We start from the raw sequence: 22,729 nt of genomic DNA on the forward strand, positions 1-22,729 counted from the left end.
CTCATGTCGGCCGTCCTGGTGCCGATCGTGCGCATCCAGCGCCAGGATTTCGACGTTGCCGCCGAGATTGCCGGCATGACGCAAGGCCGCGCCGATATTGGCGCGGTGGTCACATTCTCCGGTCTTTGCCGGGATGAGCAGGGCACCTTGTCAGCACTGGAGCTCGAGCATTATCCCGGCATGGCGGAGGCCGAGATCGGTCGTATCGCCACTGAGGCGGTTCAGCGCTGGCCGCTGCAAGGCCTCACCGTCATCCACCGCCATGGCAAGATCGCGCCGGGACAGAATATTGTGCTGGTGGTGGCCGCCTCCGCCCATCGTCAGGCGGCGTTCGAGGCGGCGGATTTCCTCATGGATTATCTGAAGTCGCGTGCACCCTTCTGGAAGAAGGAGCACCGCGCCGATGGTTCCGAGGGCGGTTGGGTCGAGGCCAAGGAAACCGACGCCCAAGCCGCGGGGCGCTGGAAATCGCCTTCCGAATAAATACCCGTCGCAGCCATGCATTGACCGTAATCCTTTGGCCAGATGGACGGCGTGGTCAGCCATTGGCAGCCCGGAGATTGGCGATCCCGGCAAGGGAGGTGGTCATGCTGGACAGGCTCGCGGAGTTCTTCGTCTTCGGCTTCGTGCCTCTGATCGTCGGTATCCTGGCGGTGCCGGAACTGTCCGTGGCTGCCGAAAAGGCGGTGAGGGGCGAGGTGATCTATCGCGAGCGCATCGCCCTGCCGCCCAGCGCCGTGCTTTCCGTCCAGCTTGTCGATGTCTCGCTGACCGACGCGCCGGCCAAAGTCATCGGCGAGCAGACTATCAAGCCGACCGGCCAGGTGCCGATCAGCTTCGAGATCAAATTCGATCCATCGGCGATCCAGTCACGGATGACCTATGCGCTGCAGGCGCGGATCACTGTCGATGGCAAGTTGATGTTCATTTCCGATGTGCGCCGTCAGCTCGATCCGCTGACCGCCGCCCCGCAAACCATCATACTCAAGATGGTCGCGCCAGGCACCGGGCCGACGGCTTCCGTCTTTGGCCAGCTTTGGGTGGTCGACTATGTCGACGGCATCGGCGCCATCACCGCGCCGCAGGCGACGTTCAGGGTCAGCGAGGCCGGCAAGGCTGGCGGCAGTGGCCCCTGCAACGCCTATTTTGCCACAGCGAAGGTCGATGGCCAGGCGATCGCGATCAGCAATATCGGTTCGACCCACAAGGCCTGCGCACCCGAGGTGATGGCCGAGGAAAAGGCGTTGTTCGATGCCTTGGCCAGGGCGGCGTCCTACAAGCTCGATGCCGGCAAGCTCACCATATCAGACAAGGACGGTCGCGAAATCCTTCGCTTCAGCGCCGCGAGCTGACCGCCAATGAAAAAGGCCGGCGATTGCCGGCCTTTTCGAGACTTGGCAGTGTCGGCTCAGCCGACGATCTCGGTGTCCGAGAACCAGTACTTGATTTCCTGCGCGGCGGTTTCCGGCGCGTCGGAGCCGTGCACCGAATTCTCGCCGATCGACAGCGCATGCACCTTGCGGATGGTACCTTCGGCGGCGTTGGCCGGGTTGGTGGCACCCATCACTTCGCGGTTCCTGGCAATGGCGTTCTCGCCCTCCAGAACCTGGACGACGGTTGGAGCCGAGGACATGAACTCGACCAGTTCGCCGAAGAACGGGCGGTCCTTGTGGACAGCGTAAAAACCTTCCGCCTCGCGGCGGCTCATCCACACACGGCGCGAAGCGATGACGCGCAGGCCGGCGTCTTCGAGCATCTTGGTGATGGCGCCGGTGAGGTTGCGCCGGGTTGCGTCCGGCTTGATCATGGAGAAGGTGCGTTCGAGCGCCATGGGTCGTCCTTGTCTGAGAATGGAATTGAGAGTGGCGGGCTCTATACAAGCCGCCCGACCCATTGCCAAGGGGTGAGGAGCGGTCCGCGAAGCGGACGGAAAGCCAATTGCTTGGCTTTCCGAGCGACGAACGCCCGGAGCGACAGCGAAGGGCCGGGCAGGTCCGCGAAGCGGACGGAAAGCCAATTGCTTGGCTTTCCGAGCGACGAACGCCCGGAGCGACAGCGAAGGGCCGGGCAGGTCCGCGAAGCGGACGGAAAGCCAATTGCCTGGCCTTGCGAGTGAAGAGCCCCCATGGCGATAGCGAAGCGCCCGGACCGGCCGGGCGCTTCGATGTCGGGCCGGCAGTTCCCTGGGCCGGATCAGACGGCTGCACAGCAACGCTTTGCTTGCTATAGTCGCGTGTCGGCGCCGCGCTGAGGTCGGCCCGAATGGAGACAACATGACCATGGCAGACGATCGTCAGGAGCGCATTCGCAATCGCGCACATCAGATCTGGCAGGAAGAAGGGCAACCGGCCGGTCACCACGAACGCCATTGGCGCCAGGCGGCGGCCGACATCGATCGGGAGGACGCGGCCAAGCCGTCGGCGGCCAAGACGCCGGCCAAGAAGGCATCTGGCGCTGGCAAGGCAAAGGCCGCGCCCAAGGAAGAAAAGGCCGCCACGAAAGTCAGCAAGCCGAAAACCAGCAAGCCAAAGAAGGCGGCCAAGTAAAGGCTAGCTACCCCGCCGCTGATTTTCTACACGGATTGACGGCGCCAGCGCTGCCTTGCCGGCAGGGCGGGCGTTTTGCGGCCGTCACGCCGCCGCCGCCACCTTTCGTCCCAGCCCGCCATGCAGGTCGAGGCAGCGGCTGAACCATTGCGCCACCACGTCGCTGTTTTCGAGCAGCTGATAGGGCGTGGCAATGCGCGCCCATTGCAACGCGCCGAAGACGATATAGTCCGCAAACAGCGGCGAGGCACCGCCGATGAAGGGCTGATAGCTCAGCATCGAGCGCAGCGGCTCAAGCGAGGCCCGAAACGCCGCCAACCCGCCGTCGCGTGCCGCGACGACATCTTCCAACTGCTTGCCGAGACGCTGCTCCCGGCTCTGCCGGAAATACACGGCGTTCTCTTCGTCCTGCATGGCATGGAGGTCGGTGAGCGCGACCGTGGTGACGTAGGGATGGATGGTCAATTGCGACCAGCGCTCGATGAAGCGCGCCATCGCCTTGCCGCCTTCGCCGCCAAACAGCGTCGGCCGGTCCGGATAGGCTTCGTCGAGATAGAGCGCGATGGCGAAGGAATCGATGACCACCTTGTCGCCGTCGCGGATCACCGGAACGCTTTTCGAAGCGCCGCCCTCTATGGTGGGGACCTCGAGAAAACGCGTCGGCGCGGTTGAGACATCGAGCCCCTTGTGAGCCAGCGCCATCGTTGCCTTCCAGCAATGCGGGCTGAACGGACGGCTCTCGTCACGCCCGACGAGATCATAAAGCAGAATGGTCATTGGCGCGGGTCCCTTTGCGGTCCAGAGCAATTCCAGGAAAAGTGCGAGCGGTTTTCCGTCCGGAATTGCGTCAACACAAGAGTTAGAGCAATTCACCGTTTCCGTGAAACGGTGAATTGCTCTAGGTATCGCTCCCGACACCCCGAGACGGGGCGGCGGAGAAAAGATGAAACAGCACTTCATGATGTTTGCGGCGTATAATCAATGGGCCAATGGCCGCATCTATGCCGCCGCCGCCGATCTCGACGAGGAGGAATTCAATCGCGATGTCGGCGCCTTCTTCGGCTCGCTGATGGGCACGCTCAACCACCTGCTCGCCGCCGATCGCATCTGGATGAAGCGCTTCACCGGCGAAGGCGACGCGCCGACGGCGCTGGACGCCGTGCTGCATCGCGCCTTGCCCAATTTGAGAGCGGCGCGCGAGGCGGAGGACCGGCGGATCATCGACTGGCTCGCCGGCTTGAGCGACAGGGCGCTGTCGGGCCGCTTCACCTATATGACCGTATCGGACATGCGCACCGTCTCGCAGCGCCTGGCGCCGGCGCTGGCTCATGTCTTCAACCACCAGACCCATCATCGCGGTCAGGCGCATATGATCCTGACGGTTCTCGGTCGCCCTTCCGTGCAGCTCGATCTGGCGCATTTCCAGCGCACCGAGGAGGGCAGGGCTTTCGCCTGATCAGTTGTTTTCGTTCTGGATTCGAGAGCTGGTGGTTCGCGTCGTCATCGAGGGACGATCCGAATTTCAGACGGCCTCAGAAGCCAAGTCTCTGATTTCGCTATCCAATTGGCGTTGCGTCAGGGCCGCTTCCGCCATCACCCATTGTTTGAACAGCAGCACCTTGCGTGCGGCAAGGCTCTTGTGCGGGGAGACGAAATACCAGCCGGCCGTGTTCGGGTGGTGGACGGCAAAGGGCGCGACCAGCCTTTCGGCGCGGATGTCGCTGGCCATATAGGCGCGGTTGGCGACGGCGAAACCCATTCCGGCATTGGCTGCCTCGTAGGACATCATGCACGAGTTGAAATAGATGCTCTTGGTCTCGCTGAGCACGAAGCTAGCGCCGGCGAAGGCCAGCCAGGATTGCCAGTTCTGGGTGCAGGTATCGGAATGCAACAGCGTGAAGAGCTTGAGGTCGTCCGGTGTCACCTTCGACAGCGGCTTGTCGCCGAGTACCTCATGGAACAGCTTGCGGCTGCACACCGGCGTCAGGTCTTCCCGAAACAGCAGATCGGACGGCAACCCATTGAAGTGGCCGTCGCCATAGCGGATTTCGAGATCGAAATCGGAGGTCGTGAACTCATGTGTCGCGTAGGAGGTCGAAACCCGCATCACGATATCGGGATATTGCCGCTGAAACAGCGGCAGGCGCGGAAACAGCCAGCGCGCGGCAAAGGTCGGCAGCACGGATATTTTCAGCACATGCTCCTGCGATTGCCCGGTCGCTTCCATGCTGGCGGCAACGATTCGCTCCAGCGCCTCGCGAACGCGCGAGACATAGGTCTCACCCTCCGGCGTCAGCGACACCGCATTGCCGCCGCGCTGGAAAATCTTGAAGCGCAGCTGGTCCTCCAGGCTCTTGACGCGCTGGCTGACCGCGGAAGCGGTGATGAACTGCTCTTCGCCCGCACGCGTGAAATTGCCGTGCCTTGCAGCACTCTCCACGATCTTCAGCGAATTGAGGTTGACTTGACTGAGCAGGCGCACGGGTTTCGACCTTAAGCTGGGCTTACGGTAGCACTAGCATTCCTAATTTTACAGGGGGGACTAATTTAATCGACTGTTAACCAAGTGTTTGCCCCCACTTGGAGAAGTACAATGAACGCACACACCATACCCGAACTGCGCTATGCGATGAGCCGTGAGGCCATCATCGGACATGAAACCGCCTGGAAAGTGTCGAGTTTCGGCGTTGCGCAGTATCTGCATGGCTATGATCCGGCCCTGCTTGCCGCAATTGAGGAGGCTGCCCTGAAGCTCAAGGCCAGCCATGCCGTGCACAAGCACCTCGACCTGACCTTTATCACCGGCGCTGACCGTTTCATCCCCGAAATCAGGGAATTGCTGCACGACAAGCTGCGCCTGGAGCGACTGTCCGACATGATGGGCACGAAGCTGGAGCCCTATCCGCTATCGATCGTCGGCTCGACCGTCACCTTCATGAATCCAAGGGATGGTGCCGTCGAGTGGCATTGCGACGGCGTTCCGGTCACCGAACTCATTCCGCTGTCGATCAGCAATCCGCTGGTCGGCGGCCATCTCGAGATCTATTGCGATGATTCCGAGACCGGTCGCGCCATCCTCGAATCCGGCCGCGAGATTCCGCGCAACCGCATCATGCGCATCGATCACAAGATGAATTACGCGACACTCGGACAGTTTCTTGGCGTCCTGCATCGCACCGCGCCGATCCAGTACGGCGAGCGCGTCACACTGGTGCTCAACCAGCGTTCGGTGGCCAAGCCCTATGTCGACGACAATCGCATGTTCTATCTTGCCGCCGACAACGACCATGATCGCGAGTGGGTCAACGAGCTGGCCGAAGATGTCTGGACCAACCAGTTGCCCGCCTATCGCCGGTTCGAGGCGGAGCATCCCACGCCTGCCCCAACCGCCGAAGCACAGGTTCCGGGCGGGGCACGGGAATCATGGTAGCGAACCATGATTCCGAAAAGTGGGGCCCGGTTTTCGGACAAGATCATGGTCAAGCCTGGAGATAGAGTTCGATGCCGATTCTTTCGGCATGGATCAGGCTCGATATCCGCGCTGGTCTTCGCCGCCGGCGCGGTGGCCTTGTGGTCGACCAATGCCTTGGTCGGCAAATCCTTGCTGGCGACCCATCCGGTGTCGCAGGTGCAGTTCCTGCAATTTGCGGGCGCTGTACTGGTCTTCGCCCTGATCCGGTTCATGAGCCGGGAGGAGGCTCCGTCGGTGGCGCTCCGGGCCGCACTCGCGCCTCTCGCGGTCGGCCTCATCGGTCTGGTCGGCACCATGGTGCTGCAATATGTTGCCTTCGCATCGATGCCGGTGATCGAAGCCAATCTCGTGGCCTACACTTGGCCCTTGATGGTCGCTGCGGCGGTGATCGTTTTCGAAAATCCGCGGCGTCCGGTTTTGCTGGGGCTTGCCGCGGCCCTTGGGTTCGTCGGCGTCGTACTGGTGATATCGGGCGGGCGTGAGAGCACCTGGTTCCAGGGCGATCTTGTCGGCTATTTCGCCGCCTTCGGGTCCGCGCTGTGCATGGCCTTTTATTCGGTGATGGTGGGGCGGCTCGCCACGTCGCCCGAGCGCCTTTTGTTGCCATCGTCGCTGGTCGGCATCGCCTTGACGCTTTTATGGTCGGCTCGCGAAGGTGTTGCGTGGCCCGCCGGCGTGGATCTGGCCCTTGGGCTCTATCTTGGCGCTGGCCCGATGGGCCTGGGTTATTACCTCTGGTCACGCGCCTTGAAGCTCGAAGGCAGCGGCAAGGTCGCTGTCATAGCCTATCTCACGCCGATCGCGTCGACGTTGCTGCTGACCCTGTCCGGCGAACGACTGACGACGACCGCTATCGCCGGAGCCGTCCTTGTCATCGGCAGTTGTATAGCGGTCGGCCTGGAACGTTCGGAGGCACAAGACCATGTTTGACGAAAATGAACGTCTCGCCAGGCAGGAAGCGCATTGGCTGATCAAGGAATTCGGCGTCGAGGCACCGCTTTACGCAGCGATGAAGGCCGAAAAGGCGATTGAACAGAAGGATTTCGGGCGCTGTGCCCGCTGGAAGCGTATTCTTGAGATATTGGCCGACGGCCGGACAACCAAGTCTGCCGGTTCCAAGTATTAGATTTTCTAATTTGCGTGACGTCGATTTTCCATAAAAGTAGTTGACACCAAGTCTTGATTCGTTTTGGAACTTGGCGGCCCGTTGGGGGACGCGGTTAAAGAGATACATCGGCAAAAGTCTTCACTGTGGTGGATGATTTTATCGCAAATAGGATGAAAGAATTGTCAAATATCGAGGATAAGACCGTGATCGAGCTGACGGCCGATATTGTCTCGGCCTATGTCGGCAACAATCCGCTTCCGGCTTCCGGCCTGCCTGACCTGATTGCCAGCGTCAGCGCCTCGGTTCGAAAGCTGGCTGGCGCGGCCGTCGTGGAAAGCCCGAGCCTGGTTCCGGCTGTCAATCCGAAAAAGTCGGTGTTTCCCGATTACATCGTCTGCCTGGAGGATGGGAAGAAATTCAAGTCGCTCAAGCGACACCTCAGGACAGACTATGGTTTGAGCCCGGACGATTATCGGGCCAAATGGGGCTTGCCGCCGGACTATCCGATGGTTGCTCCGAACTACTCGGCGACCCGGTCGGCGCTGGCGAAGTCGACGGGACTTGGCCGCAAGCCGGCGGCACCGGCCACCGTCGCCAAGGCGACAAAGCGTGGCAAGGCCACTGCCTGAAGCCTTGCCGGCCGCTACGGCGAGCCATTGATCGGCGGCTGTGACGGCGCAATTGCAGGCGCCGTTTTCAGGCCTTGTGCGGCCAACCGGTCCGCAAGGTCTTGCGAAGCGTCGATGTCCGGTGCAAAAGCGCGGCCATGCTGATCATCAATGACCTTTCGCTCCGCATGGCCGGGCGCCTGCTTCTCGACCATGCCTCGCTGACCTTGCCGGCCGGCACCAAGGCCGGTCTTGTCGGTCGCAACGGTACTGGCAAGACAACGCTGTTCAAGGCGATTACCGGCGATTTTCCCTCCGAGACAGGCTCGATCAGCCTGCCGAAGAACACGCGCATCGGCCAGGTGGCGCAGGAAGCGCCGGGAACCGAGGAGCCGCTGATCGAGATCGTGCTCAAGGCCGACCTCGAGCGTACGGCGCTGCTTGAAGAAGAAAAGACCGCCACCGATCCACACCGCATCGCCGACATCCATATGCGGCTGGCCGACATCGACGCGCATTCGGCCGAGTCCCGCGCGGCCACCATCCTGGCCGGCCTTGGCTTCGACGATGCGGCGCAGCGCCGTCCGGCCTCGTCCTTCTCCGGCGGCTGGCGCATGCGCGTGGCGCTCGCCGCCGTGCTGTTTTCAGAGCCAGACCTCCTGCTGCTCGACGAGCCGACCAACTATCTCGATCTCGAAGGCACACTGTGGCTGGAGAACTATGTGTCGAAGTATCCGCACACGGTGCTCCTGATTTCGCACGATCGCGATCTGCTCAACCGCGCCGTCAATTCGATCGTTCATCTCGACCAGAAGAAACTGACCTTCTGGCGCGGCGGCTACGACCAGTTCGAGCGCCAGTATACCGAGCAGAAGGAATTGCAGGAAAAGGGCAGGGTCAAACAGGAAGCCGCCCGCAAGCATATGGAATCCTTCGTCGAGCGCTTCCGCGCCAAGGCCTCCAAGGCGAGGCAGGCGCAGTCGCGCATCAAGGCGCTGGAAAAGATGAAGCCGATCGCGGCCATCGTGAACGATTCGGTGTGGCCGTTCTCCTTCCCCGAACCGGTGAAGACGGTTGCCTCGCCGATCATTGCGCTGAACAACGTCAATGTCGGCTACACCGAAGGCCAGCCGATCCTGAAGAAGATGACGCTGCGCATCGACGCCGACGACCGCATCGCGCTGCTCGGAGCCAACGGCAACGGCAAGTCGACTTTCGCCAAATTGCTGTCCGGCCGGCTCAAGCAGGAGAGCGGCACCATGACCGTGGCGCCCGGGCTGAAGGTGGCGATCTTCGCCCAGCACCAGCTCGACGATCTCCGTCCGGAGGAAAATGCCTATGAGCATGTCCGCCGGCTGATGCCGGAGGCTCCGGAATCGAAGGTGCGCGGCCGCGTCGCCCAGTTCGGTCTCACCACCGAGAAGATGAATACGCCCGCCAAGGACCTGTCCGGCGGCGAGAAGGCGCGTCTTCTGATGGGCCTGTCGGCCTTCGAGGGGCCGAACCTGTTCATCCTCGACGAACCGACCAACCACCTCGACATCGACAGCCGTGAATCGCTGATCCATGCGCTCAACGAATTTCCCGGGGCCGTCATCCTGATCTCGCATGATCGCCACCTGCTCGAGGCGACCGCCGACCGGCTGTGGCTGGTCAAGGACGGGGCGGTCAACCCGTATGATGGCGACCTTGAGGACTACAAGACGCTGGTCACCGGCGTGTCCGGCGATCGCCGTGGCAAGCGCGAGGCGGACAAGGCGTCAAAAGCCGACCGCCGCCGCGATGCGGCAGCGCGCCGCGCCGCTTTCGAGCCGCTGGCCAAGGAAATCCGCGCCACCGAGGCGCTGATGGACCGCATCCGCAAGCGCATCGACGGCATCGAGGACGAGTTGGCCAACCCGGCGATCTACGAGAAGGACCCGTCGACCGCGACACGCCTGGCCAAGGAACGCTCGCAGCTCGCCCAGACGTTGGCCGGCCACGAGGAAAAATGGCTGACCATGTCGGCTGAATATGAGGAAGGCACGGCGGAGTGATTTACCCCCCCATCAAAGGGACGGTGAGCTACCGTTATGCGGTAGCAGGTGGAAAAGACGTCTCCCAAACGCAGCTTGTCGGCAAATCTGGCCCTACACGCTATGTCTGGAACCGGCTAACCTCACCCCATGAACCAGCACGCCAAGCTTCGCATCGGCCATTCGGCCTGTCCGCATGATTGCCCGTCGACCTGCGCGCTCGAGATCGAACTGCTCGAGGGCAACCGCATTGGCCGCGTCCATGGCGCCAAAGCCAACAGCTACACATCGGGCGTCGTCTGCGCCAAGGTTGCGCGCTATGCCGACCGTGTCCATCACCCCGACCGGCTGCTGAAGCCGCTGGTGCGGACCGGCGCCAAGGGCGACGGCGCTTGGCAGGAAGCGAGCTGGGCGGCGGCACTCGATCTCGTCGCCGAAAAGTTCATCGCGGCCGAAGAGAAATACGGCTCGGAGACGGTGTGGCCCTATTTCTATGCCGGCACGATGGGACTGGTTCAGCGCGACGGCATCCACCGGCTGCGTCACGCGAAAAAGTATTCGGGCTTCTTCGGATCGATCTGCACCAATCTCGCCTGGACCGGCTGGATGATGGGGGCAGGCGCCCTGCGCGGGCCCGACCCGCGCGAGATGGCGAAATCCGACTGCGTGGTGATCTGGGGCACCAATGCCGTGGTCACCCAGGTCAATGTGATGACCCACGCCATCAAGGCGCGCAAGGAGCGTGCGGCGAAGATCGTCGTCATTGACGTCTATGAAAACGCGACCATGAAGCAGGCCGACATGGGCCTGGTGCTGAAGCCCGGCACCGACGGCGCGCTGGCTTGCGCGGTCATGCATGTGCTGTTCAGGGACGGCCTGGCCGACCATGCCTATCTCGAAAAATACACTGACGACCCGAAGGGGTTGGAAGAGCATCTGAGGACGCGCACGCCGGAGTGGGCGGCCGCGATCACCGGCCTTTCAGTGGCCGAAATCGAGGCCTTTGCCCGCTTGGTGGGCACGACCAGGAAAACCTATTTCCGCCTCGGCTATGGCTTTGCCCGTCAGCGCAACGGGGCGGTGAACATGCATGCCGCGTCCTGCATCGCCGCGGTCACCGGCAGCTGGCAATATGAGGGCGGGGGCGCCTTCCATTCCAATTCCGGCATCTTCAAGCTCAACCAGGACGTGCTGGAAGGCTCAAGGATGCGCGATCCCTCGATCCGCTATCTCGACCATTCGCGCATCGGCCCGGTGCTGACCGGAGCCAGCGACGCGCTTTATGGCGGCCCGCCGGTGACGGCCATGCTGATCCAGAACACCAATCCGGTGAACGTCGCGCCCGAGCAGCGGCTGGTGACGCAGGGTTTCCGGCGCGAAGACCTGTTCACGTGCGTGCACGAGCAGTTCATGACCGACACGGCCAAGCTCGCCGATGTCGTGCTGCCGGCGACGATGTTCCTCGAGCATGACGATGTCTACAAAGGCGGCGGCAACCAGCACATCACGCTCGGCCCCAAGCTGATCGACCCTCCGGAAGGGCCGCGCACCAACCATTTCGTTATCGAACAGTTGGCTGAGCGCCTGGGTGTCGCCGATCGCCCGGGTTTTGGCCTGACCGAACACCAGCACATCGACATCATTCTCGGCAAGCGCGGGTTGGGCAGCTTCGACAGCTTGAAAGAGCAGAAATGGGTGGATTTGCAACCTGATTTCGAGACCGCGCATTTCATTAAAGGATTTGGCCACGCGGATGGAAAATTCCGCTTCCGTGCCGACTGGACCGGCCAGGCGGCTCCCAACCGGCCGCCGAAGAGCATGGGCCTGTTCGGGCCGGTGGAACGGCTGCCCGAGTTTCCCGACCATGTCGATCTGATCGAGGTGGCCGACGAGGCGCATCCGTTCCGGCTGACGACCTCGCCCGCGCGCAACTTCCTCAACTCGACCTTTGCGGAGACGCCGGTGTCGAAGGAAAAGGAAGGCAGGCCGGCACTGCTCCTGCATCCAGACGATGCGGCTAACCTGGGGCTCGCCGATGGCGACCGTGTCGAGGTGGGCAACCGGCGGGGCGACCTGGTGCTGCACGCGAAATTCTTCGACGGCATCAAGCGCGGCGTGGTGATCGCCGAAGGCATCTGGCCGAACAGCGCGCATGAGCGCGGCGAGGGCATCAACGTGCTGACCGGCGCCGATGCGCCGGCGCCCTATGGCGGCGCCGCCTTCCACGACAACAAGGTCTGGCTGCGCAAGGCAAGTTGAGCCGGGCGAAGCGCTGGGCCGACTATATCGGCAGGATTTCGGTGGTCCTTTTTCTGTTCAGCCGGTAATGGATGTCATCGGCGATCGCCTGGGCTTCGATCGCGATCTCGCGCAACAACCCGGTGACCGCATTGTGGAAGCCAACGAGATAGAGGCCGAGATCCGAGGCCCGTGCGGTGACGCCACTGCGGTCTGGCTGGATGCCGGGCTCGAGAAATTTGGCATAGCCCGGCCGGAAACCAGTGGCGAAGATGATCGCGTCGAATTCGCCATGCTTGCCGTCGGCAAAACGGGCGCCGCGCTCCGAGATCTCGGCGATATCGGGCGCGACCTTGATCGCACCTTCGCGGATCTTGTCGATGGTGCCCACATCGATCACCGGAATGCGCGATGCGGCCGCAATCTGTTGCAGCAGTCCCTGTCTCGGCCGTTTGAGCCCATATTTTTCCGGCCTGCCCAGCACCAGGTCGAGGATGAGGGGGAAGAGAACGTCATTGACGCGTTGCGGCCCCAGCCGCGCCGCCATGCCGACCATCTGGATGGGCACGCCGAACAGCTCACGCGGCACGATATGAACGCCGCCGCGCACGGAAATCGTCGGTTTTGCGCCGTTTTCCGCCAGGTCGAGCGCAATCTCCGCGCCGGTGTTGCCCATGCCGACGACCAGCACCGACTGGCCGGCGAAAGGCGTGGCATTGCGATAGTCGGCACTGTGCAATGTCTTGCCCGTGAAGGTGTCGATCCCAGCAAATCCGGGACGCAAGGGCTCGGCATTGTAGCCTGACGCAATCACCACATGCCTGGCGCGCAGCGGACCGGATGTCGCCTCCACACGCCAGCCGTGGTCCTCCCGGGCGATCGCTTCCACCGTTTCCCCAAAATGGGGTCGCAGGTCGAAGCGTTGCGCATAGGCATCGATATAGTCGACGAAGAGATCGCGCGGCACATAACGTGGATAATGCTTCGGGAAGGGCGCGAAGGGCAGGGACGAATAGCGCTTGGTGGTATGCAGGTGGACGCGCTCGTAGTGCCGCCGCCATGCGGGTGCGGCCTGCTGTTCTTTTTCGATTAAGATGAAGTCGACGCCGGCCTGGCGCAGGCATGCGGCAACAGCCAGGCCCGCCGGCCCGGCACCGATGATCGCAACTGGGGTGGTATCGTCCAAGCGCGCCTCCGCCGCTCAATTCGCGTCCTGAGAATGTCAAAAGCATGGCGGGTCCGGCGGGGGCCTTGCCTGCCGGCAAGGCTCAGTCCGGCAACGGCACCGTCAGCCCGACCTTGACGCGGTCCATGGCGACGAAGGTGCGGAATTTCCGGACATTGTTGCTGCCGAAGAACAGTTTTCGCGTCAGCGCCTCATAGGCCCCCATGTCGGCCACGGTGATGACGAGGATGAAGTCGGCTTCGCCGGTGACGTAGTAGCATTGCTGCACTTCAGGCGTTTGCGAGAATTGCCGCTTGGCTGCGTCGATCAGTTCGGTGCGCTCGCTCTCCAGCTCGACCTCGACGAAGATGGTGAGGGGCTGGCCGACCGCCGCGGGGTCGATGATGGCGACATGGCTTGCAATGACCCCGGTCTGCTCCATGCGCTTGATGCGGCGCTGCACCGCCGGTGCCGACAGGTTCACCGCTTCGCCGATCAGGCGCTGCGGCGTCGTGTTGTCCCGCTGCAGGATGGCAAGGATGGCGAGATCGAAACTGTCGAGCGGCGGCGGCGATGGCGGCAATGGCGATATCCCAACGAAACAAACTTGCATTTCGAAGGCCCAATTACAGCGCTCTTTGCGCCTGTCCTGCAATATGGTTTCGCCTGATGCCAAGGAGGTCGCCAGTGTTCCTGCCCAATCGCAATGCCTTGCACGGCAAGCCGCTTGATGCGGCCGACGCCGAAACCCTTGGGATCGCCGGCGCGGATACGGTCGAGCGCTTTCTTGCCCATCGCGACAATCACGCGATGACGCCGCTGCACGCGCTGCCGGCGCTGGCGGGCGAACTCGGCCTCGCTGCGCTGCACGTCAAGGATGAGGGCTTTCGTCTCGGCCTCGGCAGCTTCAAGGCGCTGGGCGGCGCCTATGCCGTCTTCCGCCTTGTGCTGGAGGAGGCAGGCAAGCGGCTTGGCCGCCCCGTCGATGTCGAGGATCTCGATCGACCCGATGTTCGCTCGGTCGCGGCAAAGATGACGTTCGCCTGCGCCACCGACGGCAATCATGGCCGCTCTGTCGCGCAAGGCGCCGAGCTTGCCGGCGCCAGGGCCGTGATCTTTGTCCATGCCGGGGTCAGCGACGAGCGCATCTCGGCAATAGCCCGCTATGGCGCGGAGATGGTTCGTGTCGACGGCAATTATGACGACTCGGTCAGGCAAGCCGCCGAAGTCGCGGCCCAGAAAGGCTGGACCGTGGTGTCGGATACGTCATGGCCGGGTTATGAGCGCATTCCTGGCCTGGTGATGCAAGGCTATACGGCGATCGTGCGCGAAGCGCTGCGCCAGCTCAGCGAACCGCCAACCCACGTCTTTGTCCAGGCCGGCGTTGGCGGCATTGCCGCCGCTGTGGCTGGCCACCTCGCCATCGTGCTCGGCGAAGCCAGGCCAACCTTCACTGTCGTCGAGCCCGCACGTGCCGCATGTATCGTCGCGGCTGCCGTGGCAGGGCGTGTGGTCAAGGTAGCGCATGATCAGCCGACTGTCATGGCCATGCTTGAATGTTACGAGGCATCGCAGGTCGCCTGGCGCGTGCTGGCGCGCGCCGCAGACGCCTTCATGACCGTGGACGAGGACGACGCCATCGCGGTGATGCGTCGGCTGGCCCAGCCATCCGGCGGCGATCCGCTGATCATCGCCGGCGAGAGTGGCGGCGTCGGCCTTGCCGGACTCATCCGGGCGATGGCCGAAAACAGAACAGACCTGGGCCTCGACGGTAAGTCCCGGGTGCTGGTGATCAACACCGAAGGCGCCACCGACCCGCATCGCTATGCCGAACTGGTCGGCATGGGCCCGGCCGATGTGCTGGCCGGCAAGCTTGCCGCCGAGGCAACGCCGTGATCGCGGTCGATGCACAGCGCCTGCTTGGCCGCATTCGTGAACTGGGCGCAATCGGCCGCGACGGTGAGGGCAGGCTGACCCGGCTGGCCGCTTCCGACACCGACAAGCAAGGCCGCGACCTCTTCGTCGGCTGGCTGCGCCAGGCCGGACTCCAAGTTGCCATCGATCGCATCGGCAACATTTTTGGTATCTGGCAAAGCGCCGGCAATGCAGGCAAGGCGCCGCTACTGATCGGCTCGCATATCGACACCGTCATCGACGCCGGCATCTATGATGGCTGCTACGGCGTGCTTGCCGGGCTGGAGGTGATCGAGACGCTGAAGGCGTCGGGCCTCTCGCCGTCGCGCCCGCTCGCCGTCGCGGCCTTCACCAATGAAGAAGGCGTGCGCTTCTCTCCCGACATGATGGGCTCGCTGGTCCATGCCGGCGGCGTCGATGTCGAGGCGGCACTTGCCGCTGTCGGGACCGACGGCAGCACGCTTGGGCAGGAACTTGCCCGCATCGGCTATGCCGGCGACCGCGAACCGGGCTTTCTCAAGCCGCACATCTATGTCGAACTGCATATCGAACAGGGGCCGGTCCTGGAGCGCGAAGGCATTCCAATCGGCGCGGTGGAGACTTTGCAGGGCATCTCCTGGCAACGCATCACCCTCGATGGCGTCGCCAACCATGCCGGCACCACGCCGATGTCGATGCGCCGCGACGCCGGATATGCCGCGGCACGCATCGTCACCTTCCTGCATGACCGGGCGGCGGCATCCAACGCGCCAACCGTTGCCACAGTCGGCACGATGCGCCTGGAGCCGAATGCCATCAACGTCATTCCATCGCGCGCCGTCTTCACCGTCGATCTGCGCGATCCGGACGAGCAGCGTTTGCAGGCGGAAGAGGCGGCGCTGGCGGCCTTTTTGCAACAGCTCGCCGCCGAAGGTATCGCCGTGACGGTCGAAAGGCTCGCGCGCTTCGAGCCGGTTATCTTCGACGGCCGAGTGGTCGAACTGATCGAGGCCGCCGCGAAGAAGCGCGGGCTTGCCTCGCGGCGCATGACCTCGGGCGCCGGCCATGACGCGCAGATGATCGCGCGCATCGCGCCGGCGGCGATGATCTTCGTGCCGAGCGCCGGAGGCATCAGCCACAGCCCACATGAACACACCGAGGATGCCGAGCTTGTTGCCGGCGCCAACATCTTGCTTGATGTGATCACTGAGCTTGCCGAGCTGGAAGGGTGAGGACATGGCTGATCTCGATCGCGAAACACTGAAGCGCGAGATGACCGCCTGGCGGCGCGACCTGCACGCGCACCCCGAATTCGGCTTCGAGGAGAAACGCACCGCCGCCTTCGTTGCCGCCAAACTGCGCGAATTCGGCCTGGACGATGTCACCGAAGGCGTCGGTGGCACCGGTGTCGTCGGCACTTTGAAGCGCGGCACCGGCAATCGGGCGATTGCGCTGCGGGCCGATATGGATGCGCTGCGCATAGCAGAGCAATCGATCGCGCCCTATCGCTCCGGCAATCCCGGTGTGATGCATGCCTGCGGCCATGACGGCCACACCGCCATGCTGCTCGGCGCTGCAAGGCTGCTGGCCGGCGAGGGTGGTTTCGACGGCACCGTGCGCTTCATCTTCCAGCCGGCCGAGGAGTGGGGCAGGGGCGCGCTGGCCATGCTCGATGACGGTCTGATGCAGCGCTTCCCCTTCGACGAGATCTTCGGCCTGCACAACATGCCCGGCCTGCCCGTCGGCCATTTCGAGACCCGCGCCGGCCCGATCATGTCGGCCGAGGACAATTTCGAGATCGTGCTCAAGGGGCTCGGCGGCCACGCGGCACGGCCGCATTCGGGCAACGAGACGCTGGTCGCCGCCTGCGCGCTGGTCACCAATCTGCAGACCATCGTCTCACGCCGGCTGAGCCCGGCCGACGTCGCGGTGGTTTCGGTGACCGAACTGATCACCGACGGTACCCGCAATGCGCTGCCCGGTCTTGCCCGCATCCTCGGTGACGCGCGCAGCTTCCGCCTCGAAGTCAGCGCCGAGATCGAGCGGCAGATGCGCATCATCGCCGAGGGCACCGCTGCCGCCTACAACGTTGCCGCCGAGGTCAACTACACCAGGGAATTCGTGCCCTTGCGCAACGATGCCGAACTGGTCGACGCGGCCTTCGCCGCCGCCAAACACGTTTTCGAACCCGGCAACATCGCGGTCGCCCGCGAGCCGATGACAGCGTCGGAGGATTTCGCCCGCTTCCTTGATCACGTGCCGGGCTGCTTCGTCTTTCTCGGCAATGGCGAAGCCTCGGCGCCGCTGCACAATTCCAGCTACGACTTCAATGATGATGGGCTGGTTTTCGGCGCCAGTTTCCATGCCGCCATTGCCAGGCAAAGGCTTGCGATTTGACAGGCTACGGATGCATTTCAACGCGCTTTGCCGGGGGGAAACGCCCGGGAAAGCCCGAAATCCGCGATCCCACATGACGTGGGGGCAAGACTCAGCTAGCTTTCGTCCTGCGGCGGACCTGATTTATCCGCTTGGCCGGCGCCTTCTCCTCCCAAGCGGCGCCGGCCTTCTTCGTTGCGGCGATCCCTGGCTAAATTAGAGATCATTAAATTTAGAATATTCGCACTTGCCGGAAGTTAGGGTCTTGCTGGCATAGAAGCCGCCGGGTCCTTGGGGTGTTTGCGGGAAGACGGATGCGCGGGCGGAGCTGGATAAAGGCGTTGCGTCAGGAGGAGGCACGGCAGGTGCGCGCGCGCATCGCCGAACTGGAGCGCGACCTGATGACGACTTCCTCTCAGGGGAGGCATCGGCGGCTTGAAGCAGGACACGAACTTCGCAATGCCAAGTTCCGCCTGAAGCGTCTCGAGGAATGCATCGCCGAAATACCGGAGAGACTTCGAGCGTTAGTTAACGTTCTCGGGCATCATCTCATTTCCACAAGACAGCATGCTGCGCCGGTATGAACGTGAAGCAGCACCTGCAAGGCCACATCGCCTGCGGGGAACATGACGGTCCGCTGGAGTGTCCAGGCCGATGACCGAGGCCGCAGACCATCGCTACTGGCGAATGGATTGAAGCAGGCGTTCCCCTCCGTCCCATGCGCTAACAAGAAGAGCCCGGCTCCAGGCACCGGAACGCCGTCCAAATCGATCTGGAAGACGATTGACAGCAACATGTCTGGCGATTATCGATTGTCGACAATCGCCAAGCATACTGCTGGAGGCCGATATGAAAATCGACAAACTCAGTTTCGTGGACAGAGCCGCTGCCCAGCTTCGTATCGAGATACTGCACGGGCGGCTCTTACCGGGGGCTCGGCTTACCGAAATTGACCTGTCGGAACAGCTTGGTACGGGCCGTGGCACCGTCCGAGCGGCCCTCTCCGCCCTGGAGACGGAAGACTTGATCGTGAAGCAGCCGTACTCCGGCTGGTCGGTTCGAGACATATCCGAGAAAGAGCTATGGGAGACCTACACGCTTCGTGGCGCGCTTGAGGGCCTTGGAGCTCGTCTGGTCGCTGTTGGCAAAAACAAGGAAACCGAGAGCAAATTGAAGGCGGCATTTGCCCGCCTTCAAAAGGCGGAGGCCAGCGAGGACAGCGGCGAGCGCGTCGATGCGGATCTCGGTTTCCACAGGACGATTGTTGATCTTGCGGGGCATGCCAGTTTGTCCCGCCAATATTTCGGCCTCTCAAACAAAGTCGAGTGGCTCTATCGCTGGTCGGAAAGTCATTGGCCAAGCCGAATAGACCTGACCAGCTGGCATCGCCCGATCGTCGAGGCAATTTTGTCGGGCGATCCGAATGCTGCCGAAAAAGCAATTCGTGAGCACGGCGAAAGCAGCCTTGCGGACGATCTGCGCGATTTTGCCGAACTGCGCCGTCGGTCAGCCTGACAAACAATCAACAAAGGGGAATGCCATGAAACTGCCATCCGATTTGCGCTGGTCGCCAACGCGACGCGAAATCCTGTCGGGCGCGGCCAGACTTGGACTTGCTGCAACCGTTGCCGGGGTCGGAATTGGAAGCGCTCGCGCCGAGGCGCCGAAGAAAGGTGGTACCTTGCGCATGGCGCTGGCGGGCGGAAGCTCCGGCGACTCGCTGGATCCACGAACATACACCGAAACAGTGGCTCGAAACGTCGGTGTCTCCATTTGCAATCAGTTGGTCGAGATAACGCCAGACAACAAGCTCGTCTCCGAGCTTGCCGAGAGTTGGGAGACGAAAGGCGCTCAATCCTGGATCATCAATTTGCGCAAGGATGTGCAATTTCACAATGGCAAGACGCTCGAAGCTGCCGACGTTATCTATTCGATCAACCTGCATCGAGGGGAAACCTCATCAGGCGCGAAGGCTATTTTCAACTCGATCAAGGACGTGAAAGCCGATGGCAAGAACCAGCTGACAATCGAACTGGACGCTCCGAATGCGGACTTCATGTACGCATTCTCGGACTATCACGCGATGATCGTTCCCGATGGGTTCACCGACTTCAAAAATCTGGTCGGGACCGGCGGGTACAAGTTGCGTGTCTTCGAGCCGGGAATTCGCTCGATCGTGGAGCGCAACGAAAATTACTGGAAGCCTGATCGGGCGCATGTTGATGCGGTCGAGACCACGGTGATGAATGACGCGACGGCTCGCGTCACGGCTTTGAGGAGCGGTGCGGCGGACATCATCAACCGCGTGGACCGCAAGATTTCCGGTCTCATGGCTGCGATTCCCAACATTGAAATCGTACGCAGCCCTGGCGGAATTCACTGGACGTTCATCGCGCTCGACAACGTCAAGCCTACATCCGACAACAATGTGCGACTGGCCCTGAAATACGCGTTTGACCGCCAGAAGGTCCTGGACCTCATGTTCAAGGGTTTGGGCATCATTGGAAACGACCAGCCGATTTCTCCCTTGAGCCCCTACTACAACGCCGAGCTGCCACAGCACCAGTTCGATCCGGACAAGTCGAAATTCTATCTGAAGCAGGCTGGCCTGGATTCGCTGTCACTTGATCTATTCACCTCCGATGCCGCTTTCCCGGAGGCGATCGACATGGCCACCATTTATCAAAACGGCGCGTCTGCCGGCGACGTGAATCTCAAAGTTCAGCGGCGGCCGGCGGACGGCTACTGGACGGATACCTGGATGAAAAAGCCTTTCTGCATGTCGGTCTGGCTGACCCGCCCAATCGATCAGACGTTCTCGCTTATTTATAAGTCGGGCGCATCATGGAACGAGTCCTATTGGTCAAACGAGAAATTCGACAAGCTTCTTGCAGAAGGGAAGTCGGCATTGGATTTCGGCAAGCGCAAGGAAATCTACGGTGAGATGCAGGCAATTCTCAACAATGAAGGCCCCAGCGTAATCCCCGTATTTGCCGACTTCCTGGATGCAAGAAGTTCTCGCGTTCATGGATTTGAGCCGAGTGCCGTCTCGGACTTGTCGGGTGACCGCGCCGCCGAGCGCGTCTGGTTCTCGGCCTGACGCCACAAGCGATGGAGATTCCATGTAGAGCCGGTCAACCCGGTTCCCCATGATCGGATCTTTTTGAGCAGGAGGAAGATTTGTCATTGTCGCCGCTATGGACGGACATCGACTGGAACCGTGCAGGACGGCAGGATTCCTTCCTGAACCTGGAGCATTCCGTCCATCGCTCCGCTTACGGGATCATTCCGATCCCTATCTCGCTTTTCAAGAACGGAAGCGGACCAACACTGCTGTTGATGGCCGGATCGCACGGGGACGAATATGAGGGTCAGGCAATCCTGACCCGCCTAATCCAGACCTTGGATGCAGACTCGGTATCGGGCCGCATCATCGTATTGCCGGCGGCAAATCTGCCGGCCGCGCTGGAGGGATCACGAGTGTCTCCACTCGACGGCGGAAACCTGAACCGCTGTTTTGGCGACTCGATTTCCGACAATCCCACGTCCCGGATCGCCGACTATATAGCAAACACCATCCTGCCGATGTGTGACGTCTTCTTCGACTTCCATTCAGGCGGCAGCTCCCTGGAATATATGCCATGCACTTATGCGACTGTTTCCAACGATCCTGACAAGGCGGTAGGCACGCTCCATGCACTTGAATTCATGAATGCTCCCATCGCCTGGGCTCACAAGGGTATACCCGAGGGATCGGAGGCTGGCCGCGCCGCGTACCGAAACGGCGTTGTCTACCTCAGTGGCGAATTCGGCGGTGGCGGCAGGATTTCCAGACAGGCCGCCTGGGTGGCCGAGCGCGCGATGTACCGCCTAATGGCGCATCTGAAAATTCTTCCGCTGGCAAGCGAATGGAAAGAGGAGATCGAAAGCCGGCTGATGCACGCGAGCCAGCGGCACTATTTCTATGCCGATCGCGACGGAATCTTTGAACCCGCCGCCGCCCTGGGCGACGAGGTCGGGAAGGGTGACCTTGCGGGCACAATTCTCAATCCTGAAACCCCGATGCAAACCGGGTTGCGGGTATTTTTCCCGGAATCCGGAACATGGATTTGCAGCCGGGCCATCGGCAGGGTTCGCAGGGGCGACTGCCTTGGTCACCTGCTGGCCGATGTTTCGCGTGAGGAAATCCTGGTCTCGGAATGAACAAGGATTTTCGATCCGACAATGTCGCTCCGCCGTTACCACAAATCCTTGAAGCGGCCGTCCAAGGAAGCGGCATGTGGATGGACGCCTATGGTGACGATCAAATCACAGCCAGGTTGGAAGAAAGACTTGCCGAAATATTCGAGCACGAGGTTGCGGCATTTCCAATTCTGACGGGAACCGCGGCAAACGCCCTCGCTCTCGCCCAGATGTCCGGACGTTTCGGCCAGATTCTTTGCCATAGGTTATCGCATGTCTATCGGGATGAATGCGGCGCGGTGGAGTTTCACAGCCAGGGAAGGCTGAAAGCCCTGGATGGCAAGAATGGAAAACTGGACGCCGAAACCTGCACCCGTGGCTTCGGAATTCTTGATGACGTGCACCAATTGCGAACGACCGCGCTTTCGCTAAGTCAGGCAACGGAAGTCGGCACATACTATTCAGCGGATGAAGTGCTGCGGCTGGCCAGCTGGGCCAAAGGCCATGACGCGGCAGTGCATATGGATGGCACCCGGTTTGCCAATGTCGTCGTGGCATCTGGCTCGACGCCTGCCGAGCTTACCTGGCGCGCGGGCGTCGATGTCCTGTGCCTTGGTGCGACAAAGGGCGGCGCGATAGGGACTGAGGTCGTTGTTTTCTTCGAGCATGGCCTGGCCGATGATTTCAAGCGATTGATGAAGCGGTCAGGCCATCTGCCCTCCCGCCTGTGGTTTCTGGCGGCGCAGCTCGAAGCCTATTTCGACAATGATCTTTGGAGGGAGTCAGCCCGACACGCAAACGCGATGGCGTGTCGGTTGGGCAGTGCCCTCTCGCAAAACGGCATAGCGCCTTGCTATCCAGCGCAGACCAATATGGTTTTCCTGAAAGCTGACATGGGCACATATGAACGTCTGCGAAAAAGTGGATTCAAATTCTATTTGATAGATGAAGAGAACGAAGAGACAACGGCAAGATTCGTTATGTCTTACGCCACCGATATAGACGATGTTGAAAGATTGGCTGAGGCAATCATCAATGCCAGTTACACAAATGATCGATGATCACCCAGCAGGCTTTAAGGCCTTGGCCGCAATGCCGGCAATCGGCGCTTGAAGCGGTAGTGACG

The 22,729-nt window shown here is 61.8% G+C and carries 23 protein-coding genes; 18 read left to right on the forward strand and 5 right to left on the reverse strand.

Going from position 1 to position 22,729, the window contains the following annotated elements:
* Positions 1 to 3 precede the first annotated feature (3 nt).
* Entirely contained in the window at positions 4 to 483 is a 480-nt protein-coding gene (locus AC1VON_RS16830) for a molybdenum cofactor biosynthesis protein MoaE (RefSeq protein ID WP_483124248.1), read from the forward strand.
* A 104-nt stretch (positions 484 to 587) separates the two neighbouring features.
* Complete coding sequence (locus AC1VON_RS16835; RefSeq protein ID WP_483124249.1) at positions 588 to 1,352, forward strand: YbaY family lipoprotein; 765 nt, start codon at positions 588 to 590, stop codon at positions 1,350 to 1,352.
* Positions 1,353 to 1,408: 56 nt separating this feature from the next.
* Here AC1VON_RS16835 and ndk read toward each other — a convergent pair whose 3' ends face one another.
* Positions 1,409 to 1,831, reverse strand: a complete 423-nt coding sequence (ndk, locus tag AC1VON_RS16840; protein ID WP_091577236.1) for a nucleoside-diphosphate kinase — start codon at positions 1,829 to 1,831, stop codon at positions 1,409 to 1,411.
* A gap of 442 nt (positions 1,832 to 2,273) precedes the next feature.
* On the opposite strand from ndk, the gene AC1VON_RS16845 reads away from it, so the two are divergent.
* Positions 2,274 to 2,546, forward strand: coding sequence for a DUF2934 domain-containing protein (locus tag AC1VON_RS16845; protein ID WP_483124250.1), 273 nt, complete (start codon positions 2,274 to 2,276; stop codon positions 2,544 to 2,546).
* A gap of 84 nt (positions 2,547 to 2,630) precedes the next feature.
* On the opposite strand, the gene AC1VON_RS16850 is transcribed toward AC1VON_RS16845, so the two are convergent.
* Positions 2,631 to 3,323, reverse strand: a complete 693-nt coding sequence (locus tag AC1VON_RS16850) for a glutathione S-transferase family protein (protein WP_483124251.1) — start codon at positions 3,321 to 3,323, stop codon at positions 2,631 to 2,633.
* A 166-nt stretch (positions 3,324 to 3,489) separates the two neighbouring features.
* Here AC1VON_RS16850 and AC1VON_RS16855 point away from each other — a divergent pair, with 166 nt between their 5' ends.
* Positions 3,490 to 4,002 carry a DinB family protein gene (locus AC1VON_RS16855; protein ID WP_483124252.1) on the forward strand — a complete coding sequence of 171 codons (513 nt, stop codon included), beginning with the start codon at positions 3,490 to 3,492 and terminating at the stop codon, positions 4,000 to 4,002.
* A gap of 66 nt (positions 4,003 to 4,068) precedes the next feature.
* Here the strand turns inward: AC1VON_RS16855 and AC1VON_RS16860 are convergent, their stop codons facing one another.
* Positions 4,069 to 5,028, reverse strand: a complete 960-nt coding sequence (locus AC1VON_RS16860; protein WP_483124253.1) for a LysR substrate-binding domain-containing protein — start codon at positions 5,026 to 5,028, stop codon at positions 4,069 to 4,071.
* A 111-nt stretch (positions 5,029 to 5,139) separates the two neighbouring features.
* Here AC1VON_RS16860 and AC1VON_RS16865 point away from each other — a divergent pair, with 111 nt between their 5' ends.
* From AC1VON_RS16865 to AC1VON_RS16890, 6 genes are all read left to right on the forward strand, one after another.
* Positions 5,140 to 5,976 (forward strand): hypothetical protein, encoded by an 837-nt coding sequence (locus AC1VON_RS16865; RefSeq protein WP_172351127.1) that lies wholly within the window; start codon positions 5,140 to 5,142, stop codon positions 5,974 to 5,976.
* Between the two features lie 45 nt (positions 5,977 to 6,021).
* Entirely contained in the window at positions 6,022 to 6,948 is a 927-nt protein-coding gene (locus AC1VON_RS16870; protein ID WP_172351126.1) for a DMT family transporter, read from the forward strand.
* A complete protein-coding gene (locus tag AC1VON_RS16875; RefSeq protein ID WP_172351125.1) occupies positions 6,941 to 7,144 on the forward strand; it encodes a hypothetical protein in 204 nt (67 codons plus the stop codon). Before AC1VON_RS16870 ends, AC1VON_RS16875 begins: the two co-directional genes overlap by 8 nt.
* Before the next feature lie 152 nt (positions 7,145 to 7,296).
* Positions 7,297 to 7,755, forward strand: coding sequence for a Ros/MucR family transcriptional regulator (locus AC1VON_RS16880; protein WP_056565530.1), 459 nt, complete (start codon positions 7,297 to 7,299; stop codon positions 7,753 to 7,755).
* A gap of 137 nt (positions 7,756 to 7,892) precedes the next feature.
* On the forward strand, positions 7,893 to 9,770 hold the full coding sequence (locus tag AC1VON_RS16885; protein WP_483124254.1) for an ABC-F family ATP-binding cassette domain-containing protein: 1,878 nt from the start codon (positions 7,893 to 7,895) through the stop codon (positions 9,768 to 9,770).
* Between the two features lie 129 nt (positions 9,771 to 9,899).
* A complete protein-coding gene (locus tag AC1VON_RS16890) occupies positions 9,900 to 12,008 on the forward strand; it encodes a molybdopterin-containing oxidoreductase family protein (protein ID WP_483124255.1) in 2,109 nt (702 codons plus the stop codon).
* Between the two features lie 22 nt (positions 12,009 to 12,030).
* On the opposite strand, the gene AC1VON_RS16895 is transcribed toward AC1VON_RS16890, so the two are convergent.
* Entirely contained in the window at positions 12,031 to 13,173 is a 1,143-nt protein-coding gene (locus tag AC1VON_RS16895) for a flavin-containing monooxygenase (protein WP_483124256.1), read from the reverse strand.
* Positions 13,174 to 13,255: 82 nt separating this feature from the next.
* Positions 13,256 to 13,735, reverse strand: a complete 480-nt coding sequence (locus tag AC1VON_RS16900) for an Lrp/AsnC family transcriptional regulator (RefSeq protein ID WP_172351121.1) — start codon at positions 13,733 to 13,735, stop codon at positions 13,256 to 13,258.
* A gap of 104 nt (positions 13,736 to 13,839) precedes the next feature.
* Here AC1VON_RS16900 and AC1VON_RS16905 point away from each other — a divergent pair, with 104 nt between their 5' ends.
* From AC1VON_RS16905 to AC1VON_RS16940, 8 genes are all read left to right on the forward strand, one after another.
* Positions 13,840 to 15,048 carry a diaminopropionate ammonia-lyase gene (locus tag AC1VON_RS16905; protein ID WP_483124257.1) on the forward strand — a complete coding sequence of 403 codons (1,209 nt, stop codon included), beginning with the start codon at positions 13,840 to 13,842 and terminating at the stop codon, positions 15,046 to 15,048.
* Positions 15,045 to 16,277 (forward strand): allantoate amidohydrolase, encoded by a 1,233-nt coding sequence (locus AC1VON_RS16910; protein ID WP_483124258.1) that lies wholly within the window; start codon positions 15,045 to 15,047, stop codon positions 16,275 to 16,277. Before AC1VON_RS16905 ends, AC1VON_RS16910 begins: the two co-directional genes overlap by 4 nt.
* Positions 16,278 to 16,281: 4 nt before the next feature.
* Positions 16,282 to 17,442 (forward strand): M20 aminoacylase family protein, encoded by a 1,161-nt coding sequence (locus AC1VON_RS16915; RefSeq protein ID WP_483124259.1) that lies wholly within the window; start codon positions 16,282 to 16,284, stop codon positions 17,440 to 17,442.
* Between the two features lie 344 nt (positions 17,443 to 17,786).
* The gene (locus tag AC1VON_RS16920; protein ID WP_483124260.1) at positions 17,787 to 18,005 is read left to right on the forward strand and encodes a hypothetical protein; all 219 of its coding nucleotides are present in this window, start codon (positions 17,787 to 17,789) and stop codon (positions 18,003 to 18,005) included.
* A 265-nt stretch (positions 18,006 to 18,270) separates the two neighbouring features.
* Positions 18,271 to 18,936 (forward strand): GntR family transcriptional regulator, encoded by a 666-nt coding sequence (locus tag AC1VON_RS16925; RefSeq protein ID WP_483124261.1) that lies wholly within the window; start codon positions 18,271 to 18,273, stop codon positions 18,934 to 18,936.
* Positions 18,845 to 20,521: an ABC transporter substrate-binding protein gene (locus AC1VON_RS16930; protein ID WP_483124262.1), complete on the forward strand. Its 1,677-nt coding sequence runs from the start codon at positions 18,845 to 18,847 to the stop codon at positions 20,519 to 20,521. Before AC1VON_RS16925 ends, AC1VON_RS16930 begins: the two co-directional genes overlap by 92 nt.
* An 80-nt stretch (positions 20,522 to 20,601) precedes the next feature.
* Positions 20,602 to 21,624, forward strand: a complete 1,023-nt coding sequence (locus AC1VON_RS16935; protein WP_483124263.1) for a succinylglutamate desuccinylase/aspartoacylase family protein — start codon at positions 20,602 to 20,604, stop codon at positions 21,622 to 21,624.
* Positions 21,621 to 22,664, forward strand: coding sequence for a threonine aldolase family protein (locus AC1VON_RS16940; protein WP_483124264.1), 1,044 nt, complete (start codon positions 21,621 to 21,623; stop codon positions 22,662 to 22,664). The genes AC1VON_RS16935 and AC1VON_RS16940 overlap by 4 nt, the downstream gene beginning before the upstream one ends.
* Positions 22,665 to 22,729 lie beyond the last annotated feature (65 nt).

The sequence above is a fragment of the Mesorhizobium sp. HAY1-8B genome (assembly GCF_056868045.1).

Excerpts from the sequence above, each read along its gene's own strand:
- AC1VON_RS16830 (WP_483124248.1), top strand. The coding sequence starts at position 4 with ATGTCGGCCGTCCTGGTGCCGATCGTGCGCATCCAGCGCCAGGATTTC.
- AC1VON_RS16835 (WP_483124249.1), top strand. The coding sequence starts at position 588 with ATGCTGGACAGGCTCGCGGAGTTCTTCGTCTTCGGCTTCGTGCCTCTG.
- ndk (WP_091577236.1), bottom strand. The coding sequence starts at position 1,831 with ATGGCGCTCGAACGCACCTTCTCCATGATCAAGCCGGACGCAACCCGG.
- AC1VON_RS16845 (WP_483124250.1), top strand. The coding sequence starts at position 2,274 with ATGACCATGGCAGACGATCGTCAGGAGCGCATTCGCAATCGCGCACAT.
- AC1VON_RS16850 (WP_483124251.1), bottom strand. The coding sequence starts at position 3,323 with ATGACCATTCTGCTTTATGATCTCGTCGGGCGTGACGAGAGCCGTCCG.
- AC1VON_RS16855 (WP_483124252.1), top strand. The coding sequence starts at position 3,490 with ATGAAACAGCACTTCATGATGTTTGCGGCGTATAATCAATGGGCCAAT.
- AC1VON_RS16865 (WP_172351127.1), top strand. The coding sequence starts at position 5,140 with ATGAACGCACACACCATACCCGAACTGCGCTATGCGATGAGCCGTGAG.
- AC1VON_RS16870 (WP_172351126.1), top strand. The coding sequence starts at position 6,022 with ATGGTCAAGCCTGGAGATAGAGTTCGATGCCGATTCTTTCGGCATGGA.
- AC1VON_RS16875 (WP_172351125.1), top strand. The coding sequence starts at position 6,941 with ATGTTTGACGAAAATGAACGTCTCGCCAGGCAGGAAGCGCATTGGCTG.
- AC1VON_RS16880 (WP_056565530.1), top strand. The coding sequence starts at position 7,297 with ATGAAAGAATTGTCAAATATCGAGGATAAGACCGTGATCGAGCTGACG.
- AC1VON_RS16885 (WP_483124254.1), top strand. The coding sequence starts at position 7,893 with ATGCTGATCATCAATGACCTTTCGCTCCGCATGGCCGGGCGCCTGCTT.
- AC1VON_RS16890 (WP_483124255.1), top strand. The coding sequence starts at position 9,900 with ATGAACCAGCACGCCAAGCTTCGCATCGGCCATTCGGCCTGTCCGCAT.
- AC1VON_RS16915 (WP_483124259.1), top strand. The coding sequence starts at position 16,282 with ATGGCTGATCTCGATCGCGAAACACTGAAGCGCGAGATGACCGCCTGG.
- AC1VON_RS16925 (WP_483124261.1), top strand. The coding sequence starts at position 18,271 with ATGAAAATCGACAAACTCAGTTTCGTGGACAGAGCCGCTGCCCAGCTT.
- AC1VON_RS16930 (WP_483124262.1), top strand. The coding sequence starts at position 18,845 with ATGCTGCCGAAAAAGCAATTCGTGAGCACGGCGAAAGCAGCCTTGCGG.
- AC1VON_RS16940 (WP_483124264.1), top strand. The coding sequence starts at position 21,621 with ATGAACAAGGATTTTCGATCCGACAATGTCGCTCCGCCGTTACCACAA.